We start from the raw sequence: 15,280 nt of genomic DNA on the forward strand, positions 1-15,280 counted from the left end.
AGACTGGCTAGGTCCACCCCGGCGATGTGACATCTCGTGACAGATGAGAGGGTTTTCCGGGTGACCGAGACACCACCGAACACCATGCAATACCGCTTTGACGGGCCAGAAGACGCTCCGGTCCTGGTGATCGGGCCGTCCCTGGGAACCACATGGCACATGTGGGACCGCCAGATACCGGAGCTCTCCCAGCACTGGAGAATCTTCCGCTACGACCTCCCCGGGCACGGTGGAGCCCCCGCGTACCCCGCCGCCGCGGTCTCCGACCTCGCCGACCGCGTCCTCGCCACGCTGGACAGCGTCGGCGTCCAGCGCTTCGGGTACGCCGGCTGTTCCATCGGGGGAGCCGTCGGTGCCGACCTCGCGCTGCGCCATCCCCACCGGGTCGCCGCCCTTGCGCTCATCGCCGCGTCGCCCCGCTTCGGCACCGCCGACGAGTTCCGGCAGCGGGGGGTGATCGTCCGCAGCAACGGACTGGAACCGATCGCCCGGACCTCCCCGGAGCGCTGGTTCACCCCCGGCTTCGCCGCCGCCCAGCCGGCCATCGTCGAGTGGGCCGTCCAGATGGTCCGCACCACCGACCCCGGCTGTTACATCGCCTCGTGCGAAGCCCTGGCCGCCTTCGACATCCGTACGGAACTGCCCCGTATCGGAGTGCCGACGCTCGTCCTGGTCGGGGCGGAGGACAAGGTCACCGGCCCCGCCGAGGCCCGGACCCTGGTGGCGGGCATCCCGGACGCCCGGCTCGCCCTCGTACCCGGCGCCTCCCACCTGGCCCCGGTCGAGCAGCCCGCCGCCGTCACCGACCTGCTGCTCATGCACTTCTCGACCGCCTGGCAGGACACCCAGGCGTCGATCCCCGTGCCGCCGTCCCCGGGTTTCGCCACCCCGTTCGCCCCGGTCGTCCCCGTCGCGGAGATCACTGCCGCGGTCGACCTGCCCGACGTCTCCTCCACCGGTCGCAGCGACCGGTTCGACCGGGGGATGAAGGTCCGGCGCGAGGTGCTGGGCGATGCGCACGTCGACGCCGCCACCGCCGCCTCCGACGCGTTCACCGACGACTTCCAGGACCTCCTGACCCGCTACGCCTGGGGCGAGATCTGGAGCAGGGAGGGCCTCGACCGCAAGGCCCGCAGCTGTGTCTCCCTCACCGCGGTCGTCGCGTCCGGACATCTGGGCGGGCTCGCGCAGCACGTCAGGGCCGCCCTGCGCAACGGGCTCACACCTGTCGAGATCAAGGAGGTGCTGCTCCAGACCGCCGTCTACTGCGGCATCCCCGCAGCGGGTGCGGCGTTCGAGATCGCCCAGTCCGTGATCCAGGAGGAAACCACCCCGCCCGCGTAGCAGGATGGGTGCATGAACGCTTCGTCTCTCCACCTCACCAAGAAGATCCACTCCTGCGTCCGTCTGGAGCGCGACGGACAGACGCTCGTCATCGACCCCGGCGGCTTCGCCGAGGACGACGCCGCGGTCGGTGCCGACGCGATCCTGGTGACGCACGAGCACCCGGACCACTTCGACGAGCAGAGGCTGCGCGCGGCGTTGGAGTCCAACCCCGCCGCGCGGGTGTGGACCCTGCGCAGCGTGGCCGAGCAGCTGTCCGCCGCGTTCCCGGGGCGCGTGCACACCGTCGGCCACGGTGACACGTTCACCGCCGCCGGACTCGACGTACAGGTGCACGGAGAACTGCACGCGGTGATCCATCCGGACATCCCGAGGATCACCAACATCGGGTTCCTCGTGGACGGTTCGGTCTTCCACCCCGGCGACGCCTTCACGGTGCCCGATCACCCGGTGGACACACTGATGCTGCCGGTCATGGCCCCCTGGAGCAAGATCTCGGAGGTCATCGACTACGTACGCGAGGTGAAGCCGCGCCGTGCGATCGACATCCACGACGCCCTGCTCACCGACCTCGCCCGCCCGATCTACGACATGCAGATCGGCGCACTGGGCGGCGCGGACCACGGCCGGCTGGCCCCGGGCGACGCGACCCGTCTCTGACCCGGTTGTCAGTGGGAGCGGTTAGGTTTACTGCATGCGCATCGCCACGTGGAACGTCAATTCGATCACCGCCCGGCTCCCCAGGCTGCTGGCCTGGCTGGAGAGCAGCGGCACGGACGTGCTCTGCCTCCAGGAGACCAAATGCACGCTGGAGCAGTTCCCCGCCGAAGCGCTGCGCGAGCTGGGTTACGAGTCCGCGATCAACGCCACCGGCCGGTGGAACGGCGTCGCGCTGCTCTCGCGCGTCGGTCTCGCGGACGTGGTGTCGGGCCTGCCCGACGGCCCGGAGTACGAGGGTGTGCAGGAGCCGAGGGCGGTGTCGGCGACCTGCGGGCCCGCCCGGATCTGGTCGGTCTACGTCCCCAACGGCCGCGAGGTCGCGCACGACCACTACGCCTACAAGCTGCGCTGGCTCGAAGCCCTGAAGACGGCGGTCGCCACGGACGCGGCGGGTGCGCGTCCGTTCGCGGTGCTCGGCGACTTCAACATCGCGCCGACGGACGAGGACGTCTGGGACCCGGCACTCTTCGAGGACTCCACGCACGTGACCCCCGCCGAGCGGGCCGCGCTCGCCGGGCTGCGTGAGAAGGGGCTCTCGGACGTGGTGCCGCGCCCCCTCAAGTACGACCACCCGTACACCTACTGGGACTACCGCCAGCTCAGCTTCCCGAAGAACAAGGGCATGCGCATCGACCTGGTCTACGGCAACGCCCCCTTCGCGACGGCGGTCAAGGACAGCTACGTCGACCGTGAGGAGCGCAAGGGCAAGGGTGCCTCCGACCACGCCCCGGTGGTCGTGGACCTCGACGTCTGACAGGCGACCCAAGTGTCAACTTCGGGTTGACGAGTCATGAGTGTCAACCTAGGGTTGCCTCATGACGAAGCCGCTGCGCGCCAATCCGCCCATCCGCCTCGACGACCTGATCGATGCGATCAAGGAGACTCATAGCGACACCCTGGAACAGCTGTCCGGAGCGGTGGTCGCCGCTGATCACCTGGGTGAGATCGCCGACCACCTCATCGGCCACTTCGTGGACCAGGCGCGCCGCTCGGGTGCGTCGTGGACGGACATCGGCCGGAGCATGGGAGTCACCCGGCAGGCCGCTCAGAAGAGGTTCGTGCCCAAGAAGCCCGGAGAGGCCTCGGACCTGGATCCGGCCCAGGGCTTCGGGCAGTTCGACCAACAGGCCAGGAACGTCGTCATGGCCGCCGGTAACGAGGCCCACGCCGCCCGTAACGACGAGGTGGGAGTGGGGCACCTGGTCCTGGGCCTCCTGGCCGAGCCGGACTCCCTCGGTGCCCAGGTGATCGTCGGCCAGGGGGTCGCGCTGGACACGGTCCGGGAGGCGGCGGCCCTCGCCCTGCCCGCCCCGGCCGGTGAGGTCCCCGAGCTGATCCCGTACGACGCCGGGGCCCGCAAGGTCCTCGAGCTCACCTTCCGGGAGGCCCTGCGCCTCGGCCACGACTACATCGGGACCGGGCACATCGTGCTGGCCGTCCTGGAGTTCGAGGCGGGCGCGGGCGTGCTCACGGGGCTGGGCGTCGACAAGGACGTGGCGTCGTCCGACGTCGCCGCGGCGGTCGTCGCCGAAGCCGGGGAGCCGGCCCCGGACGCCCGGAGCTGAGGAGGGGAAGTGCTGCGGATGCCGCCCTCGGCCAGGGGCGGCATCCCGCGTCGACGGACCGCCTCAGTGCACGGAGAACCCGCCGTCGACGAAGAGCGACTGCCCGGTGACGTAGGAGGAGGCGGCGCTCGCGAGGAACACCGCGGCGCCGGCGAAGTCCTGGGCCAGTCCGTTGCGTCCCACCATCGTGCGGGCGGCCAGCGCCGCCACCCGCTCCGGGTCGGACGACAGCCGCTCGTTGAGCGGCGTCATCACGAATCCGGGCACCAGCGTGTTGCAGGTGACCCCGTACGGCGACCATGCCTCGGCCTGTGAGCGGGCCAGTGACTCCAGCGCCCCCTTGGAGACCCCGTACGCGCCGCTCTGCACGAACGCCCGGTGTGCCTGCTGGGAGGTGATGTGGATGATCCTGCCGAAGCCACGCTCCGCCATGCCCGGCCCGAACCGGCGGCCCAGCAGGTAGGGGGCCTTGAGGTTCACCGTCATCGTGGCGTCCCAGACGTCCTCGTCGAGCTCGCTCATCGGCGGCCGCAGGTTGATGCCCGCGCAGTTGACGAGGATGTCGGGCTCGCCGAATGCGGCGGCCGCCCCCTCACCGGCCGTACGCACGCCTTCGGTCGTCCCGAGGTCGGCGCTCACCCAGGCCGCCCGGCAGCCGTCGGCTTCGAGTTCACCGACGGTACGCGCCAGTTCCGCCTCCCTGCGTGCCACGACCACGATGCTCGCGCCGGCGTGCGCGAGGGCGCCCGCGACGGCCCGGCCGATGCCGGAACTGCCGCCGGTCACCACGGCGACCCGGCCTTCCAGCGAGAAGAGTTCGGAAAGATAGTTCTGCGACGTCATCCTCGTACCCTAAGGAGGTGGCCGGCGGGTGTACGGGGTGGGTCCCGGGACCGGAACGGTCGCGCGCCCTGCGGTGCGGAAGCCGTCCGGGGTGGGATCCTGGTGGTATGAACATTCCCTTCCTGGACAACTGGCGCAAGCGCCAAGGCGGTACGCGTGCGATGGCTCTCGCGGCCGCCGTCGAGACCGACCCGGACGGCGTGGCCGAGCTGTTCGCGGAATGCGAGTTGCTGCGGGCCCGGGCAGGGCAGTGCGGCCTCGAACTCGACGACAGTCCCGCCTCGTTGTCCGCGCTCGACCAGCTGCCGCCGATCTGGCGCGACGACCCGGAGGAGCTGCCGTGGGTGGGTAACGACGCGGGCCTCTACCTCGGCACCGTACTGGTGCGCACGGTCCCCGGGGCCGCCTGGGACATCCTGGCCGGCGGGAAGCCCGTGGTGCGACTGGGTTCCGGGCGGGAAATCGATGTGGTCGCCGCCGGTCTGGACTGGGCGATGTCGGGAAGCCCCGAGCTCTCCGAGATGTACGCGGAGTCGGCGGAGAGCGGCCCGGAGGTCAAAACGCGATAAACAGCCTTATGCGCCGTTGGTGCGTGTCGGCCCCGAAGTGCGTCTTCTCCCCGGATAGTTTGCGCTGACCTCGACACAAGCGATAAGTGGGTAGGGCAGCGTATGGCCGTCGATCCGTTGATCGAGCTGCGGGACGTCAACAAGTACTTCGGGAAGTTGCACGTACTGCAGGACATCAATCTCACCGTCGGCCGCGGGGAGGTGGTGGTGGTCATCGGCCCCTCCGGATCGGGTAAATCCACGCTCTGCCGGACCATCAACCGGCTTGAGACGATCGAGTCCGGTCATATCGCCATCGACGGCAAGCCGCTCCCCGAGGAGGGGAAGGGACTCGCGGAGCTCCGTGCCGAAGTGGGCATGGTCTTCCAGTCGTTCAACCTGTTTGCCCACAAGACCGTGCTGGCGAACGTCTCGCTCGCCCAGCTCAAGGTCCGCAAGCGCAAGAAGAACGAGGCCGACCAGCGCTCCCGGGAACTTCTGGAGCGGGTCGGGCTGGCCTCCCAGGCGGACAAGCTTCCCGCTCAGCTCTCCGGCGGCCAGCAGCAGCGCGTCGCCATCGCCCGCGCCCTCGCCATGGACCCCAAGGCGCTCCTCTTCGACGAGCCCACCTCCGCTCTGGACCCGGAGATGATCAACGAGGTCCTGGAGGTCATGCAGCAGCTCGCCCGCGAGGGCATGACCATGGTGGTCGTCACCCACGAGATGGGCTTCGCCCGTTCCGCCGCCAACCGCGTGGTCTTCATGTCCGACGGCTGCATCATCGAGGACCGCACCCCGGAGGACTTCTTCACCTCCCCGGAGAGCGACCGCGCCAAGGACTTCCTGTCCAAGATCCTCAAGCACTGACAGGGGGCACCGTGTTGCGTACGAGGAATATCGCGGCCGTGCTGGTCTGCCTCCTGATCGCCGCGCTCTGCGCCGGCTGCGGCAGGGAGGGCAGCCCGCCGGTCAAGGGGCCGAAGGCCGGGGCGCTGCCCCGGTACAAGGTCGACACCGGCTTCTCACTGCCGGAATCCAGGACCTGGAAGAAGGCCGAGAGGCGTGGCTATCTCGTCGTCGGCGCCAAGGAGGACCAGCCCTACCTCGGCGAGAAGGACCCGGCCAGCGGGGTCTACTCCGGCTTCGACATCGAGATCGCCCGCATGATGGCGGCCTCCCTCGGCTTCGACCCGGACACGATCCGCTTCCGGACCATCGCCTCCGCCAACCGGGAGACGGCACTCCAGAACGGCCAGATCGACTACTACGTCGGCACCTACACGATCAACGACATGCGCAAGAAACTCGTCGGCTTCGCCGGGCCCTACTACATGGCGGGCCAGGGGCTGCTGGTGCGCACCGACGAGAACGACATCCACGGCCCGCAGGACCTGGCGGGCAAGACCGTCTGCTCGGCAGCCGGGTCCACGCCGTACCAGCGCATCGCCGCGGACTTCCCGAAAGCGGATCTCGTCGCGTACGACACCTACTCGATCTGCGTCGACAACCTGCTGACCTTCCAGGTCGACGCCGTCACCACCGACGACGCGATCCTGCTGGGCTTCGCCGCCAAGGCGCCGGACGAGATGAAGGTGGTCGGCAAGCCCTTCTCCGAGGAGCCGTACGGCATCGGCGTCCCGCGCGGTGACAACGCGCTGCGCTCCGCTCTCAACGACGCCCTGGAGGCCAACGAGAAGAACGGCAACTGGAAGAAGGCGTTCGAGGCGACTCTGGGCCTGTCCGGGGTACCCGCCCCGAAGCCGCCGCCCATCGACCGCTACCCGTCGAACTGAGGGGCCGGCCACCACCATGGATGTACTGACAGACAACTGGTCGCTCTACGGCAAGGGCTTCCTCGGCACCGTCGAACTCACCGTCTACGCCTCGGTCCTGGCGCTGGTGCTCGGCTTCGTCATGGCGTCGTTCCGGGTCGCGCCGGTCGGCTCGCTCCGGGTGATCGGCACCGTCTGGGTCGCGGTGCTCCGCAACACCCCGCTGACCCTGCTGTTCTTCGCCGTGCTGCTCGGTCTGCCGCGCTTCGGCCTGGTCCTGCCCTTCCAGGTCTTCGCGGTCCTCGCCCTCGGCTGCTACACCTCGGCCTTCATCTGCGAGGCCCTGCGCTCCGGCATCAACACGGTGCCCACGGGACAGGGCGAGGCGGCCCGCAGTCTCGGGATGTCCTTCGGGCAGACCCTGGGCAATGTGGTGCTGCCCCAGGCCTTCCGGGCCGTCATCCCGCCCGTGGGATCGACACTGATCGCCCTCGCCAAGAACTCCGCGATCGCCGGGGCCTTCAGCGTCACGGAGCTGCTGGGCACCTACAAGACCCTCAACGAACTCGGCTACAGCATCATCTGGTCCTTCGTCTGGATCGCCGTCGGATATCTGATCATCACCCTCGCCATCAGTGCGCTCTTCAACCTGTTGGAGAAGCGCTGGGGAGTCGCCCGATGACCCACTCCACCGCCTCCGCCTCCGCGCTCTACGACATCCCCGGGCCCGCCACCCGTAAGCGGCACATGCTCTACGGGGTCATGGCGACGGCCGTGATCCTCGCGCTGTTCGGCTGGATCCTCTATCTCCTGTTCGACACCGACCAGTTCACCAGCGAGAAATGGACACCCTTCACCTACAAGGGGATCCAGGAGCTGCTGCTGCGCGGGCTCGGCAACACGCTGAAGGCGTTCGCCTACGCGGCGGTCCTCTCCCTCGCACTCGGGGCGGTACTCGCCGTGGGGCGGCTCTCCGACCACAGACCGGTGCGCTGGATCTCGACGCTGCTGGTCGAGTTCTTCCGGGCCATGCCCGTACTGGTGATGATCTTCTTCATCTTCGTCGCGCTCAAGGTCCAGCCGCTGCCGGCGCTGGTGGCCGGACTGACCCTCTACAACGGGTCCGTGCTCGCCGAGGTGTTCCGGACCGGGATCAACTCCGTGGAGCGCGGGCAGCGCGAGGCGGCGTACGCGCTGGGTATGCGCAAGACACAGGTCACCACCCACGTCCTGGCCCCGCAGGCCGTCCGCGCCATGCTGCCCACCATCATCAGCCAGCTGGTGGTGGCGCTCAAGGACACCTCGCTGGGCTATCTGATCACCTACGAGGAGTTCCTCCACGCCGGCAAGCTGATCGCCTCGAACCTCGACTACGATCTTCCCTTCATCCCCGTGGTCATGGTGATCTCGCCCATCTACATCGGGATGTGCATGCTGCTCTCCTGGTTCGCCACCTGGGTGGCCAGACGGCAGCGGCGCAACCCGAAGACGGAGGGGACGGGCGTCGCCGCCGCCGAACCCGGAACGGTGCTGCCGGGCCGTCCGCAGTAACCCCCCATCCGCCCGGCAGCAGCCGGTGATCACTCCTCGCACCCGTAACCGGTACGCGATCCGTACCGGCGCCCGGCGGGGGAGAAGGTCAGCTGCGCGCCGGCCGGGCCGCGGCCGCTGCGGCGAGGGCCCGGCGAAGGTCACGAGGTGACGTGTGACCGGCCTGGACGCCGTGGGCGTGGAGCGCGGCTCCACGCCCACGGGGAAACGGCCGTCCCGATGCCGGACCGTGCAGATCCGCGGAGGGGCGACGGGGCGGGGCGGTCGCACCCCCGGGCGCCTCCCGGTAGGAGCTCGTAGAATCCTCCTCGCGGAGACGGCGGACGACCGTTCCCGCAGGGGGAGTTGCCATGCGATACGCCGATGGGCCCAGCACTCACCGTGAGATCCGGATCTCCGCCGGCCCCGCGCGCGTCTGGGAGACCGTGGCCGATGTCGAGGCCATGGCCGGATGGAGTCCGGAACTGCTGGAGGTGGAGTGGCAGGACGGCGCGACCTCCCCGGCGGCGGGAGCGCGCTACATCGGACACAACGAGCACCCGGTGAACGGCCGTTGGCGCACCATCGCCCACTTCACCGAGTTCGATCCCGGCCGGACCCTCACCTGGTGCGTCCTGGACGTCGACGGCCGTTACGGCGAGCGTGCCGACGCCCCGGAACACCGGATGGCGACCTGGTCCTTCACGCTCGCCCCCGACGGCGACGGCACCGTGCTGCGTCAGTCGGTCACCATCGGTCCCGGTCGCAGCGGACTCAGCGCCTACATCGAGCGTACGCCCGAGCACGAGGAGGCAGTCATCGCCTACCGCTTCGACGAGCTGGGCAAGGGCATGGACGCCACCCTCGAAGGCATCAGAGCCGCGGCGGAGCGCCGACAGGGCTGACGGCCGCCGCCACCCTCAGGCCTGGCAGTGCGGGCACAGGACCGTGCGGCGGCCGGCCAGGCGGATCGACTCCAGGGGCCGGCCGCAACGAGGGCAGGACGCTGCCGACGCCTCTCTGCGGCCGGTCAGCCATGACGGCTTCGGGGGTACCCGCTCGGTCCGCACGGCTGTACGCAGGACGCGGCCCATCGTCGCGTGGACGCGTCGGCAGGTTGCGGCGTCCAGATCGCGTGCCGGTGTCCGGGGGTCGACACGCGCCTGCCAGAGGATCTCGTCGCAGAGCAGATTCCCGAGGCCGGCGACGACCGACTGGTTCATGAGCGCGTTCTTGACCGGGGCCCGGCGCCGGGCCAGCGCGTCAACGAACTCCGCCGCCGTCACGGTCAGGGCGTCAGGGCCGAGCTCGTCGAGAAGGCGGTCGAGGGCGGGGGCCCGCAACCACGACACCCCCTTCAGCTTGCGCTGGTCGCGGTAGCGCAGCTGGGGCCCGTCGTCGAGCGTCAGGACCAGGCGGTCGTACCGGTGGAGCTGTTCCCGAGGGGAGCAGCACCGCAGCGAGCCCGTCATACCGAAATGCCAGGCGAGTGTCGGGCCGCTGTCCGCGGGGACGAACAGCCACTTGCCGTGCCGCCGGGGCACGCCCAGTCGCACCCCCGTCAACTCCCCGCGGAGCCGCTGTCCGGAGATTCCCTCCAGGACGCCGCCGTCGAGTACGTCGACACCGGTGACGCGTCGCCGGCGGCCGCAGTCGGCCAGCTGCCGGCGGAATCCTTCGACGTCAGGCAGTTCGGGCATGGGTCCCCACCGGTCCGATGTCCTTCTTCAGGAAGTAGCCACGGTTCACTCGGTCAGGCGTCCGGATGGGCCTCGGTCCGCAGCGACCAGGAACCGCCGGTGCAGGCGTGCGGGAAGGGCGGGAAACGGTGTCCCTTCACGTCCGTACTCCAGTGATGCCCGCCCCCGCAGTCACACTCGTAGATTCCGCTGTCCGGCACGATCTCGCCCGGATGCCATGACGTCTTCTCCTCGCTCATACTTCCTGTGTACGACGGTCACCCTCGGCACGCGACCCGGAAACCGCCCTGCAACCGGTCGGGCCGAGGGGACAGGAGCCGCTTCCGTCCGCCCGCCGAACGGCGCGACCCGGGTTTCGCTTCGTGGCTTCGCGGCTATCTCTTCCGCGCGGAGGACGGCTTCGGCGTCCTATTACCTGCCGCTTGCGTTTGCCCCGGGGCCTGGCGGTCAGGCGCAGGCCACGCGCTTGTCGGAGCACGGCTCCCCACGTCAGGCGCCACGCCCGAGACCAGGAGGCATCCATGAGCCCTGAACCGACAGGTGACGTCCGGGGCGAGGGTGACGTCGCGTCTCACGCCCTTCCGGGAGCCGCCGCAGTCGAGGAGGCTCTGCGCGCCCAGGTGCGCGGCGAGGTGCGGTTCGACGCGGAAGCGCGTACCTGTGTGGTGGAACCGGGGATCGTGCCGGACGCGCTCAACAGGCGGCTGTCCGGCGAGCGGCTGAAGTTCGGACCGAAGCCGTCCACCCACAGCCACTGTGCGAGCGGCGGCATGATCGGCAACAATTCCCGCGGGGCCTCCGCCCAGGTGTACGGCAAGACGGTGGACAACATGCGGGGCCTGGAGATCCTGACCCACGACGGGATGCGCTGCTGGGTCGGGCCCACGTCGCGGGAGGAGTTCGAGCTCCTGGTGGACGACGCCCCGCGGGGCTGGCGCCCGCCCCGGCTCGTCCGGACGGCGACCGTGCAGACCCACAGCCACCAGCACGCGGTGCTGAAGTACGACGCCGACCAGGAACTGATGCGCCGCGCCGGTATCGAGGCCGACGTCCTGGACGAGGGCTGCTGCGGACGCGCAGGCAACTTCGAATTCGAACGCGGCCACTCCATGGTGTCCATGGCCGTCCTCGCCGACGGGTCCAGCCGCCGCACCGCCACCGCCGCCGCGACGTGGGCCGTCCTGCGCCGGACACGGAGGTGAGCAGCACCGAAAGAACTCGGCAGCCCGCCGACCTACCACACACACCGGTTGAGATGAGAGGAAAACACGTGTCGATGAAGGTGTCCGACTACGTCCTGCAGCGCCTCCGCGAGTGGGAGGTCGACCATGTGTTCTCCTACGCGGGCGACGGCATCAACGGGCTGCTCGCGGCGTGGGGACGCGCGGACAACCAGCCGAAATTCGTCCAGGCACGGCACGAGGAGATGGCGGCGTTCGAAGCCGTCGGCTACGCCAAGTTCTCCGGCAAGGTCGGGGTCTGCGCCGCGACCTCGGGGCCCGGGGCGATCCACCTCCTCAACGGTCTGTACGACGCGAAACTGGACCACGTCCCCGTGGTCGCCATCGTGGGGCAGACCAACCGCAGTGCGATGGGCGGCTCCTACCAGCAGGAGGTCGACCTGCTGAGCCTGTACAAGGACGTGGCCTCCGACTTCTGCGAGATGGTCACCGTCCCCGAACAGCTGCCCAACGTCCTCGACCGTGCGATGCGCACGGCCTCCAGCAGGCGGACGGTGACGGCCGTGATCATCCCGGCCGACGTCCAGGAGCTCGACTACTCGCCGCCCACACACGCCTTCAAGATGGTTCCCTCCAGCCTCGGCGCGGCCGCCTCCGCCCCCGTGCCGGCCGACGCGGACCTGACGCGGGCCGCGGAGGTCCTGAACGCCGGCGAGAAGGTCGCCGTCCTCATCGGCCAGGGCGCCCGGGGCGCCAGGGCCGAGGTCCAGGAACTCGCCGAGCTCCTCGGGGCCGGAGTGGCCAAGGCACTCCTCGGCAAGGACGCGCTGCCTGACGACCTGCCGTACGTCACAGGGGCGATCGGGCTGCTCGGCACCCGGCCCTCCTACGAGCTCATGATGGACTGCGACACGCTCCTCGTGGTGGGTTCCAGCTTCCCCTACAGCCAGTTCCTGCCCGAGTTCGACCAGGCGCGTGCCGTCCAGATCGAGATCGACCCGCACAACATCGGAATGCGCTACCCCTTCGAGGTCAATCTCGTCGGGGACGCCAAGGAGACCCTCAAGGCGCTGCTCCCGCGGCTGAAGCGCAAGAAGCACGGCGCCTGGCGCAAGAAGATCGAGAAGGACACCGCCCGCTGGTGGGAGGTCATGGAAGGCCGTGCCGCCGTGGAGGCCGACCCGGTCAACCCCGAGTACGTCGTCCACAGCCTCGACGCGCTCCTGCCCGACGACGTGATCCTGGCCGCCGACTCCGGGTCCGCCGCGAACTGGTACGCCCGTCATCTGCGGCTGCGCGGGACGATGCGCGGTTCCCTGTCCGGCACGCTCGCCACGATGGGGCCCGGCGTGCCGTACGTCATCGGCGCCAAGTTCGCCCACCCCGGGCGCCCGGCCATCGCGATCGTCGGGGACGGCGCCATGCAGATGAACGGCATGGCCGAACTCATCACCGCCGCGAAGTACTGGCACGAGTGGCAGGACCCGCGGCTGATCGTGGCCGTACTGAACAACCAGGACCTCAACCAGGTCACCTGGGAGATGCGCGCCATGTCCGGCGCCCCCCAGTTCCTGCCCTCCCAGGCGATCCCGGACGTCCCCTACGCCGACTTCGCCCGGTCGATCGGTCTCGGCGGAGTCCGGGTCGAGAAGCCCGACCAGGTGGAGGCGGCATGGAGGCAGGCGCTCGGCTCCGACCGTCCCTTCGTGATCGACTTCCGGACCGACCCGGCCGTGCCGCCCATCCCGCCGCACGCCACCCGGGACCAGGCCGAAGCCGTGGTCTCCTCGATCGTCAAGGGGGACAGCGACCGCGGCGGCATGATCAAGCAGGGCTTCAAGGCCAAGGTGCAGGAGTTCCTGCCCGGCCACCACCACGGCGACGAAGCCGGGGGCAGGCAGAGCGAGAAATGACGTCACCTCCCGCACCCGGGGCGGACCCCGTGAGCGACGGTGCCGAGGCCGCCGCGTACACGGTCCCCACCGACGCCCCGGAGGGCGACGGCACGCCGGCCTGGCAGTCCACCACACCGGTGCTCGTCCGTGTGCGGTCGGGAGCGACCACGGGGCCGGGCCGGACCTGCGGTGCGGCGGCCACCGCCCAGGTCGTGCGGCAGGAGCTCGCCGGACCCGTGAGCGGCCGGAGCGCCTGGGCCGTACCGGCGGCCAACGAGGCCATGAGCCGGGCGGTCCGGAACACCGGCCGCCCGGGGCCGGTCGCCGGGGGTTCTCCCACCACCCCGTTCTCGCATCGGCTCTCCTGACCGGCACCGCCCTCGGCGGCGGGTGGGCGTGCAAGCGGCTGACCGGACGCCGGCTCCGCCGACCGGCCGGCCGCGCGGGGCACGGCTCATTTCGGACTCTTCAACGATCGGCTGACGGGAGCGAACGCACCGATGCTGCTGGCAAGGAAGAAGGCACGTCTGCGGAGCGGGGCCCGGCACACGGCGGGAGCCGCGGTGGACGCCGTCGACGCCCGACTCCCGCTGACCGAGGCGGCCCGGTCACTGCTGCGCAAGGCCTTCCCGGACCACTGGTCCTTCCTCCTGGGCGAACTCGCGCTGTACAGCTTCGTCGTGCTGATGGTGACCGGTGTCTACCTGACACTGTTCTTCGAGCCGTCGATGACCGAAACGGTGTACCAGGGCTCGTACGGCCCGCTGCGGGGAGTCCGCACGTCGGAGGCGTACGCCAGCACCCTGCGCATCAGTTTCGACGTCCGGGGCGGGCTGCTGGTCCGTCAGATCCACCACTGGGCGGCGCTCGTCTTCGTGGCCTCCATCGGCGTACACATGCTGCGGGTCTTCTTCACCGGGGCGTTCCGCAGGCCGCGTGAGGCCAACTGGATGATCGGGGTGACCATGTTCCTCCTCGCCCTGCTGGAGGGCTTCGCGGGCTATTCGCTCCCCGACGACCTGCTGTCCGGGACCGGCCTGCGGACCGCGCAGGGCATCATGCTGTCCGTCCCCGTCGTCGGCACCTACGTGAGCTTCTTCGTCTTCGGCGGCGAATATCCGGGGGAGGAGATCGTCTCCCGGCTCTACCCGGTGCACATCCTGCTGGTCCCCGGTCTTCTCCTCGCACTGATCAGCCTGCACCTGCTGCTCATCGTGCGCCTGAAGCACACCCAGTGGGCGGGACCGGGCAGGACCGGCCGCAACGTGGCCGGGAAGCCGTTCTTCCCCCAGTACGCGGCGAAGTCGGCCGGCCTGTTCTTCATGGTCTTCGGCGTGCTCACCGTGCTGGGCGCGGTCGCCCAGATCAACCCGGTCTGGGACTACGGTCCCTACCGCACCGACCAGGTCTCCACCGGCTCCCAGCCCGACTGGTACGTCGGGTTCCTCGAAGGCGCCCTGCGGCTGATGCCGGGGGTGGAGACCGGACTGTGGGGACACACCCTCATGTGGAATCCCCTGGTCCCCGGGGTGCTGTTGCCGGGCGCCCTGTTCATGGTGCTGTACGCCTATCCCTTCTTCGAACGCTGGATCACCCGGGGCACCGGCGAACACCACCTGTGCGACCGCCCACGGGACCGGCCGGTCCGCACCGGCCTGGGCGTCGGAGCGCTCACGGCGTACGCGGTCCTGCTGCTCGCCGGTGCCCAGGACGTGCTCGCCTTCGTCTTCGACGTGCCCGTCCACGCTCTGACCTGGACCTTCCGCGTCGCTCTGTTCGTGCTGCCGGTGACGGCCTTCTGGGTGACCGGTCGGCTCTGCCTGGCCCTGCAGGCGCACGACAGGGACCTGCTGGAGGAAGGAGAGCCCTCAGGAGAGGTACGCCAGTCCGTCGAGGGCGGCTATCACCCGGAGCACCGGCCGCTCCCCGCAGGACGACGTCACGTACTGCTGGCACGGGACATCCCCCGGCCGCTGGAAGCGCGCTCGGGGCGGCGGGCCCCGGCCGGCGGGCGGCTCGTGCTCCGGCTGCGGTCATCGCTCAGCCACTGGTACTACCGCGACCGGGTCCGGCCTCACGTGAGCGTGGAGCAACAGCGGGAGATCGACGCCGTACTGGCCGGACCGGACCGGACGGAGGCCGCCGGGGTGCGCACGGACTCCGCGGAGTGAGAGGGCGCCCG

At 69.9% G+C, this 15,280-nt stretch carries 16 protein-coding genes and 1 pseudogene; 14 read left to right on the top strand and 3 right to left on the bottom strand.

Annotated elements, in window-relative coordinates:
- The first annotated feature begins 84 nt into the window (after positions 1-84).
- The 4 genes from pcaDC (at position 85) to ACZ32T_RS12155 (ending at position 3,629) form a co-directional block, all read left to right on the top strand.
- Positions 85-1,344: a bifunctional 3-oxoadipate enol-lactonase/4-carboxymuconolactone decarboxylase PcaDC gene (gene pcaDC, locus ACZ32T_RS12140; RefSeq protein ID WP_467264384.1), complete on the top strand. Its 1,260-nt coding sequence runs from the start codon at positions 85-87 to the stop codon at positions 1,342-1,344.
- A 12-nt stretch (positions 1,345-1,356) separates the two neighbouring features.
- The gene (locus tag ACZ32T_RS12145) at positions 1,357-2,004 is read left to right on the top strand and encodes an MBL fold metallo-hydrolase (protein WP_467264145.1); all 648 of its coding nucleotides are present in this window, start codon (positions 1,357-1,359) and stop codon (positions 2,002-2,004) included.
- Positions 2,005-2,038: 34 nt separating this feature from the next.
- A complete protein-coding gene (locus tag ACZ32T_RS12150; RefSeq protein WP_467264147.1) occupies positions 2,039-2,818 on the top strand; it encodes an exodeoxyribonuclease III in 780 nt (259 codons plus the stop codon).
- 61 nt (positions 2,819-2,879) lie between these two features.
- Positions 2,880-3,629: a Clp protease N-terminal domain-containing protein gene (locus ACZ32T_RS12155; protein ID WP_467366601.1), complete on the top strand. Its 750-nt coding sequence runs from the start codon at positions 2,880-2,882 to the stop codon at positions 3,627-3,629.
- A gap of 63 nt (positions 3,630-3,692) precedes the next feature.
- Here ACZ32T_RS12155 and ACZ32T_RS12160 read toward each other — a convergent pair whose 3' ends face one another.
- A complete protein-coding gene (locus ACZ32T_RS12160; RefSeq protein WP_467366603.1) occupies positions 3,693-4,472 on the bottom strand; it encodes an SDR family NAD(P)-dependent oxidoreductase in 780 nt (259 codons plus the stop codon).
- Between the two features lie 107 nt (positions 4,473-4,579).
- On the opposite strand from ACZ32T_RS12160, the gene ACZ32T_RS12165 reads away from it, so the two are divergent.
- The 6 genes from ACZ32T_RS12165 (at position 4,580) to ACZ32T_RS12190 (ending at position 9,227) form a co-directional block, all read left to right on the top strand.
- Entirely contained in the window at positions 4,580-5,041 is a 462-nt protein-coding gene (locus ACZ32T_RS12165; RefSeq protein ID WP_467264153.1) for a DUF6278 family protein, read from the top strand.
- A 102-nt stretch (positions 5,042-5,143) separates the two neighbouring features.
- Complete coding sequence (locus ACZ32T_RS12170; RefSeq protein WP_467366605.1) at positions 5,144-5,887, top strand: amino acid ABC transporter ATP-binding protein; 744 nt, start codon at positions 5,144-5,146, stop codon at positions 5,885-5,887.
- Between the two features lie 11 nt (positions 5,888-5,898).
- On the top strand, positions 5,899-6,813 hold the full coding sequence (locus ACZ32T_RS12175; RefSeq protein ID WP_467366607.1) for a glutamate ABC transporter substrate-binding protein: 915 nt from the start codon (positions 5,899-5,901) through the stop codon (positions 6,811-6,813).
- 16 nt (positions 6,814-6,829) lie between these two features.
- Entirely contained in the window at positions 6,830-7,474 is a 645-nt protein-coding gene (locus tag ACZ32T_RS12180; protein WP_467264157.1) for an amino acid ABC transporter permease, read from the top strand.
- Positions 7,471-8,343 (top strand): amino acid ABC transporter permease, encoded by an 873-nt coding sequence (locus tag ACZ32T_RS12185; RefSeq protein WP_467264159.1) that lies wholly within the window; start codon positions 7,471-7,473, stop codon positions 8,341-8,343. The genes ACZ32T_RS12180 and ACZ32T_RS12185 overlap by 4 nt, the downstream gene beginning before the upstream one ends.
- Positions 8,344-8,693: 350 nt before the next feature.
- On the top strand, positions 8,694-9,227 hold the full coding sequence (locus ACZ32T_RS12190) for an SRPBCC family protein (RefSeq protein WP_467366609.1): 534 nt from the start codon (positions 8,694-8,696) through the stop codon (positions 9,225-9,227).
- Between the two features lie 15 nt (positions 9,228-9,242).
- Here ACZ32T_RS12190 and ACZ32T_RS12195 read toward each other — a convergent pair whose 3' ends face one another.
- Together ACZ32T_RS12195 and ACZ32T_RS12200 are read right to left on the bottom strand one after the other, a co-directional pair.
- Positions 9,243-10,022, bottom strand: a complete 780-nt coding sequence (locus ACZ32T_RS12195; protein WP_467366611.1) for an Fpg/Nei family DNA glycosylase — start codon at positions 10,020-10,022, stop codon at positions 9,243-9,245.
- 53 nt (positions 10,023-10,075) lie between these two features.
- Positions 10,076-10,261: a hypothetical protein gene (locus ACZ32T_RS12200; RefSeq protein ID WP_467264165.1), complete on the bottom strand. Its 186-nt coding sequence runs from the start codon at positions 10,259-10,261 to the stop codon at positions 10,076-10,078.
- Positions 10,262-10,654: 393 nt separating this feature from the next.
- Between ACZ32T_RS12200 and ACZ32T_RS12205 the strand changes: the two are divergent.
- The 4 genes and pseudogenes from ACZ32T_RS12205 to qcrB all read left to right on the top strand — a co-directional run.
- Positions 10,655-10,921: pseudogene (locus ACZ32T_RS12205) on the top strand (FAD-binding oxidoreductase); the annotation flags it as partial.
- A 377-nt stretch (positions 10,922-11,298) separates the two neighbouring features.
- Positions 11,299-13,116, top strand: coding sequence for a thiamine pyrophosphate-requiring protein (locus tag ACZ32T_RS12210; protein ID WP_467366986.1), 1,818 nt, complete (start codon positions 11,299-11,301; stop codon positions 13,114-13,116).
- 29 nt (positions 13,117-13,145) lie between these two features.
- Positions 13,146-13,466, top strand: coding sequence for a hypothetical protein (locus ACZ32T_RS12215; RefSeq protein WP_467366613.1), 321 nt, complete (start codon positions 13,146-13,148; stop codon positions 13,464-13,466).
- Between the two features lie 132 nt (positions 13,467-13,598).
- Entirely contained in the window at positions 13,599-15,269 is a 1,671-nt protein-coding gene (qcrB, locus tag ACZ32T_RS12220; protein WP_467264169.1) for a cytochrome bc1 complex cytochrome b subunit, read from the top strand.
- Positions 15,270-15,280: the final 11 nt, after the last annotated feature.

It is taken from the genome of Streptomyces sp. NPDC023573, from assembly GCF_055559735.1.

What these genes read in the sequence shown, in the direction of transcription:
- ACZ32T_RS12165 (WP_467264153.1), top strand. Translation starts at nt 4,580, where the DNA reads ATGAACATTCCCTTCCTGGACAACTGGCGCAAGCGCCAAGGCGGTACG.
- pcaDC (WP_467264384.1), top strand. Translation starts at nt 85, where the DNA reads ATGCAATACCGCTTTGACGGGCCAGAAGACGCTCCGGTCCTGGTGATC.
- ACZ32T_RS12195 (WP_467366611.1), bottom strand. Translation starts at nt 10,022, where the DNA reads ATGCCCGAACTGCCTGACGTCGAAGGATTCCGCCGGCAGCTGGCCGAC.
- qcrB (WP_467264169.1), top strand. Translation starts at nt 13,599, where the DNA reads ATGCTGCTGGCAAGGAAGAAGGCACGTCTGCGGAGCGGGGCCCGGCAC.
- ACZ32T_RS12160 (WP_467366603.1), bottom strand. Translation starts at nt 4,472, where the DNA reads ATGACGTCGCAGAACTATCTTTCCGAACTCTTCTCGCTGGAAGGCCGG.
- ACZ32T_RS12180 (WP_467264157.1), top strand. Translation starts at nt 6,830, where the DNA reads ATGGATGTACTGACAGACAACTGGTCGCTCTACGGCAAGGGCTTCCTC.
- ACZ32T_RS12150 (WP_467264147.1), top strand. Translation starts at nt 2,039, where the DNA reads ATGCGCATCGCCACGTGGAACGTCAATTCGATCACCGCCCGGCTCCCC.
- ACZ32T_RS12155 (WP_467366601.1), top strand. Translation starts at nt 2,880, where the DNA reads ATGACGAAGCCGCTGCGCGCCAATCCGCCCATCCGCCTCGACGACCTG.
- ACZ32T_RS12210 (WP_467366986.1), top strand. Translation starts at nt 11,299, where the DNA reads ATGAAGGTGTCCGACTACGTCCTGCAGCGCCTCCGCGAGTGGGAGGTC.
- ACZ32T_RS12170 (WP_467366605.1), top strand. Translation starts at nt 5,144, where the DNA reads ATGGCCGTCGATCCGTTGATCGAGCTGCGGGACGTCAACAAGTACTTC.
- ACZ32T_RS12185 (WP_467264159.1), top strand. Translation starts at nt 7,471, where the DNA reads ATGACCCACTCCACCGCCTCCGCCTCCGCGCTCTACGACATCCCCGGG.
- ACZ32T_RS12145 (WP_467264145.1), top strand. Translation starts at nt 1,357, where the DNA reads ATGAACGCTTCGTCTCTCCACCTCACCAAGAAGATCCACTCCTGCGTC.
- ACZ32T_RS12200 (WP_467264165.1), bottom strand. Translation starts at nt 10,261, where the DNA reads ATGAGCGAGGAGAAGACGTCATGGCATCCGGGCGAGATCGTGCCGGAC.
- ACZ32T_RS12190 (WP_467366609.1), top strand. Translation starts at nt 8,694, where the DNA reads ATGCGATACGCCGATGGGCCCAGCACTCACCGTGAGATCCGGATCTCC.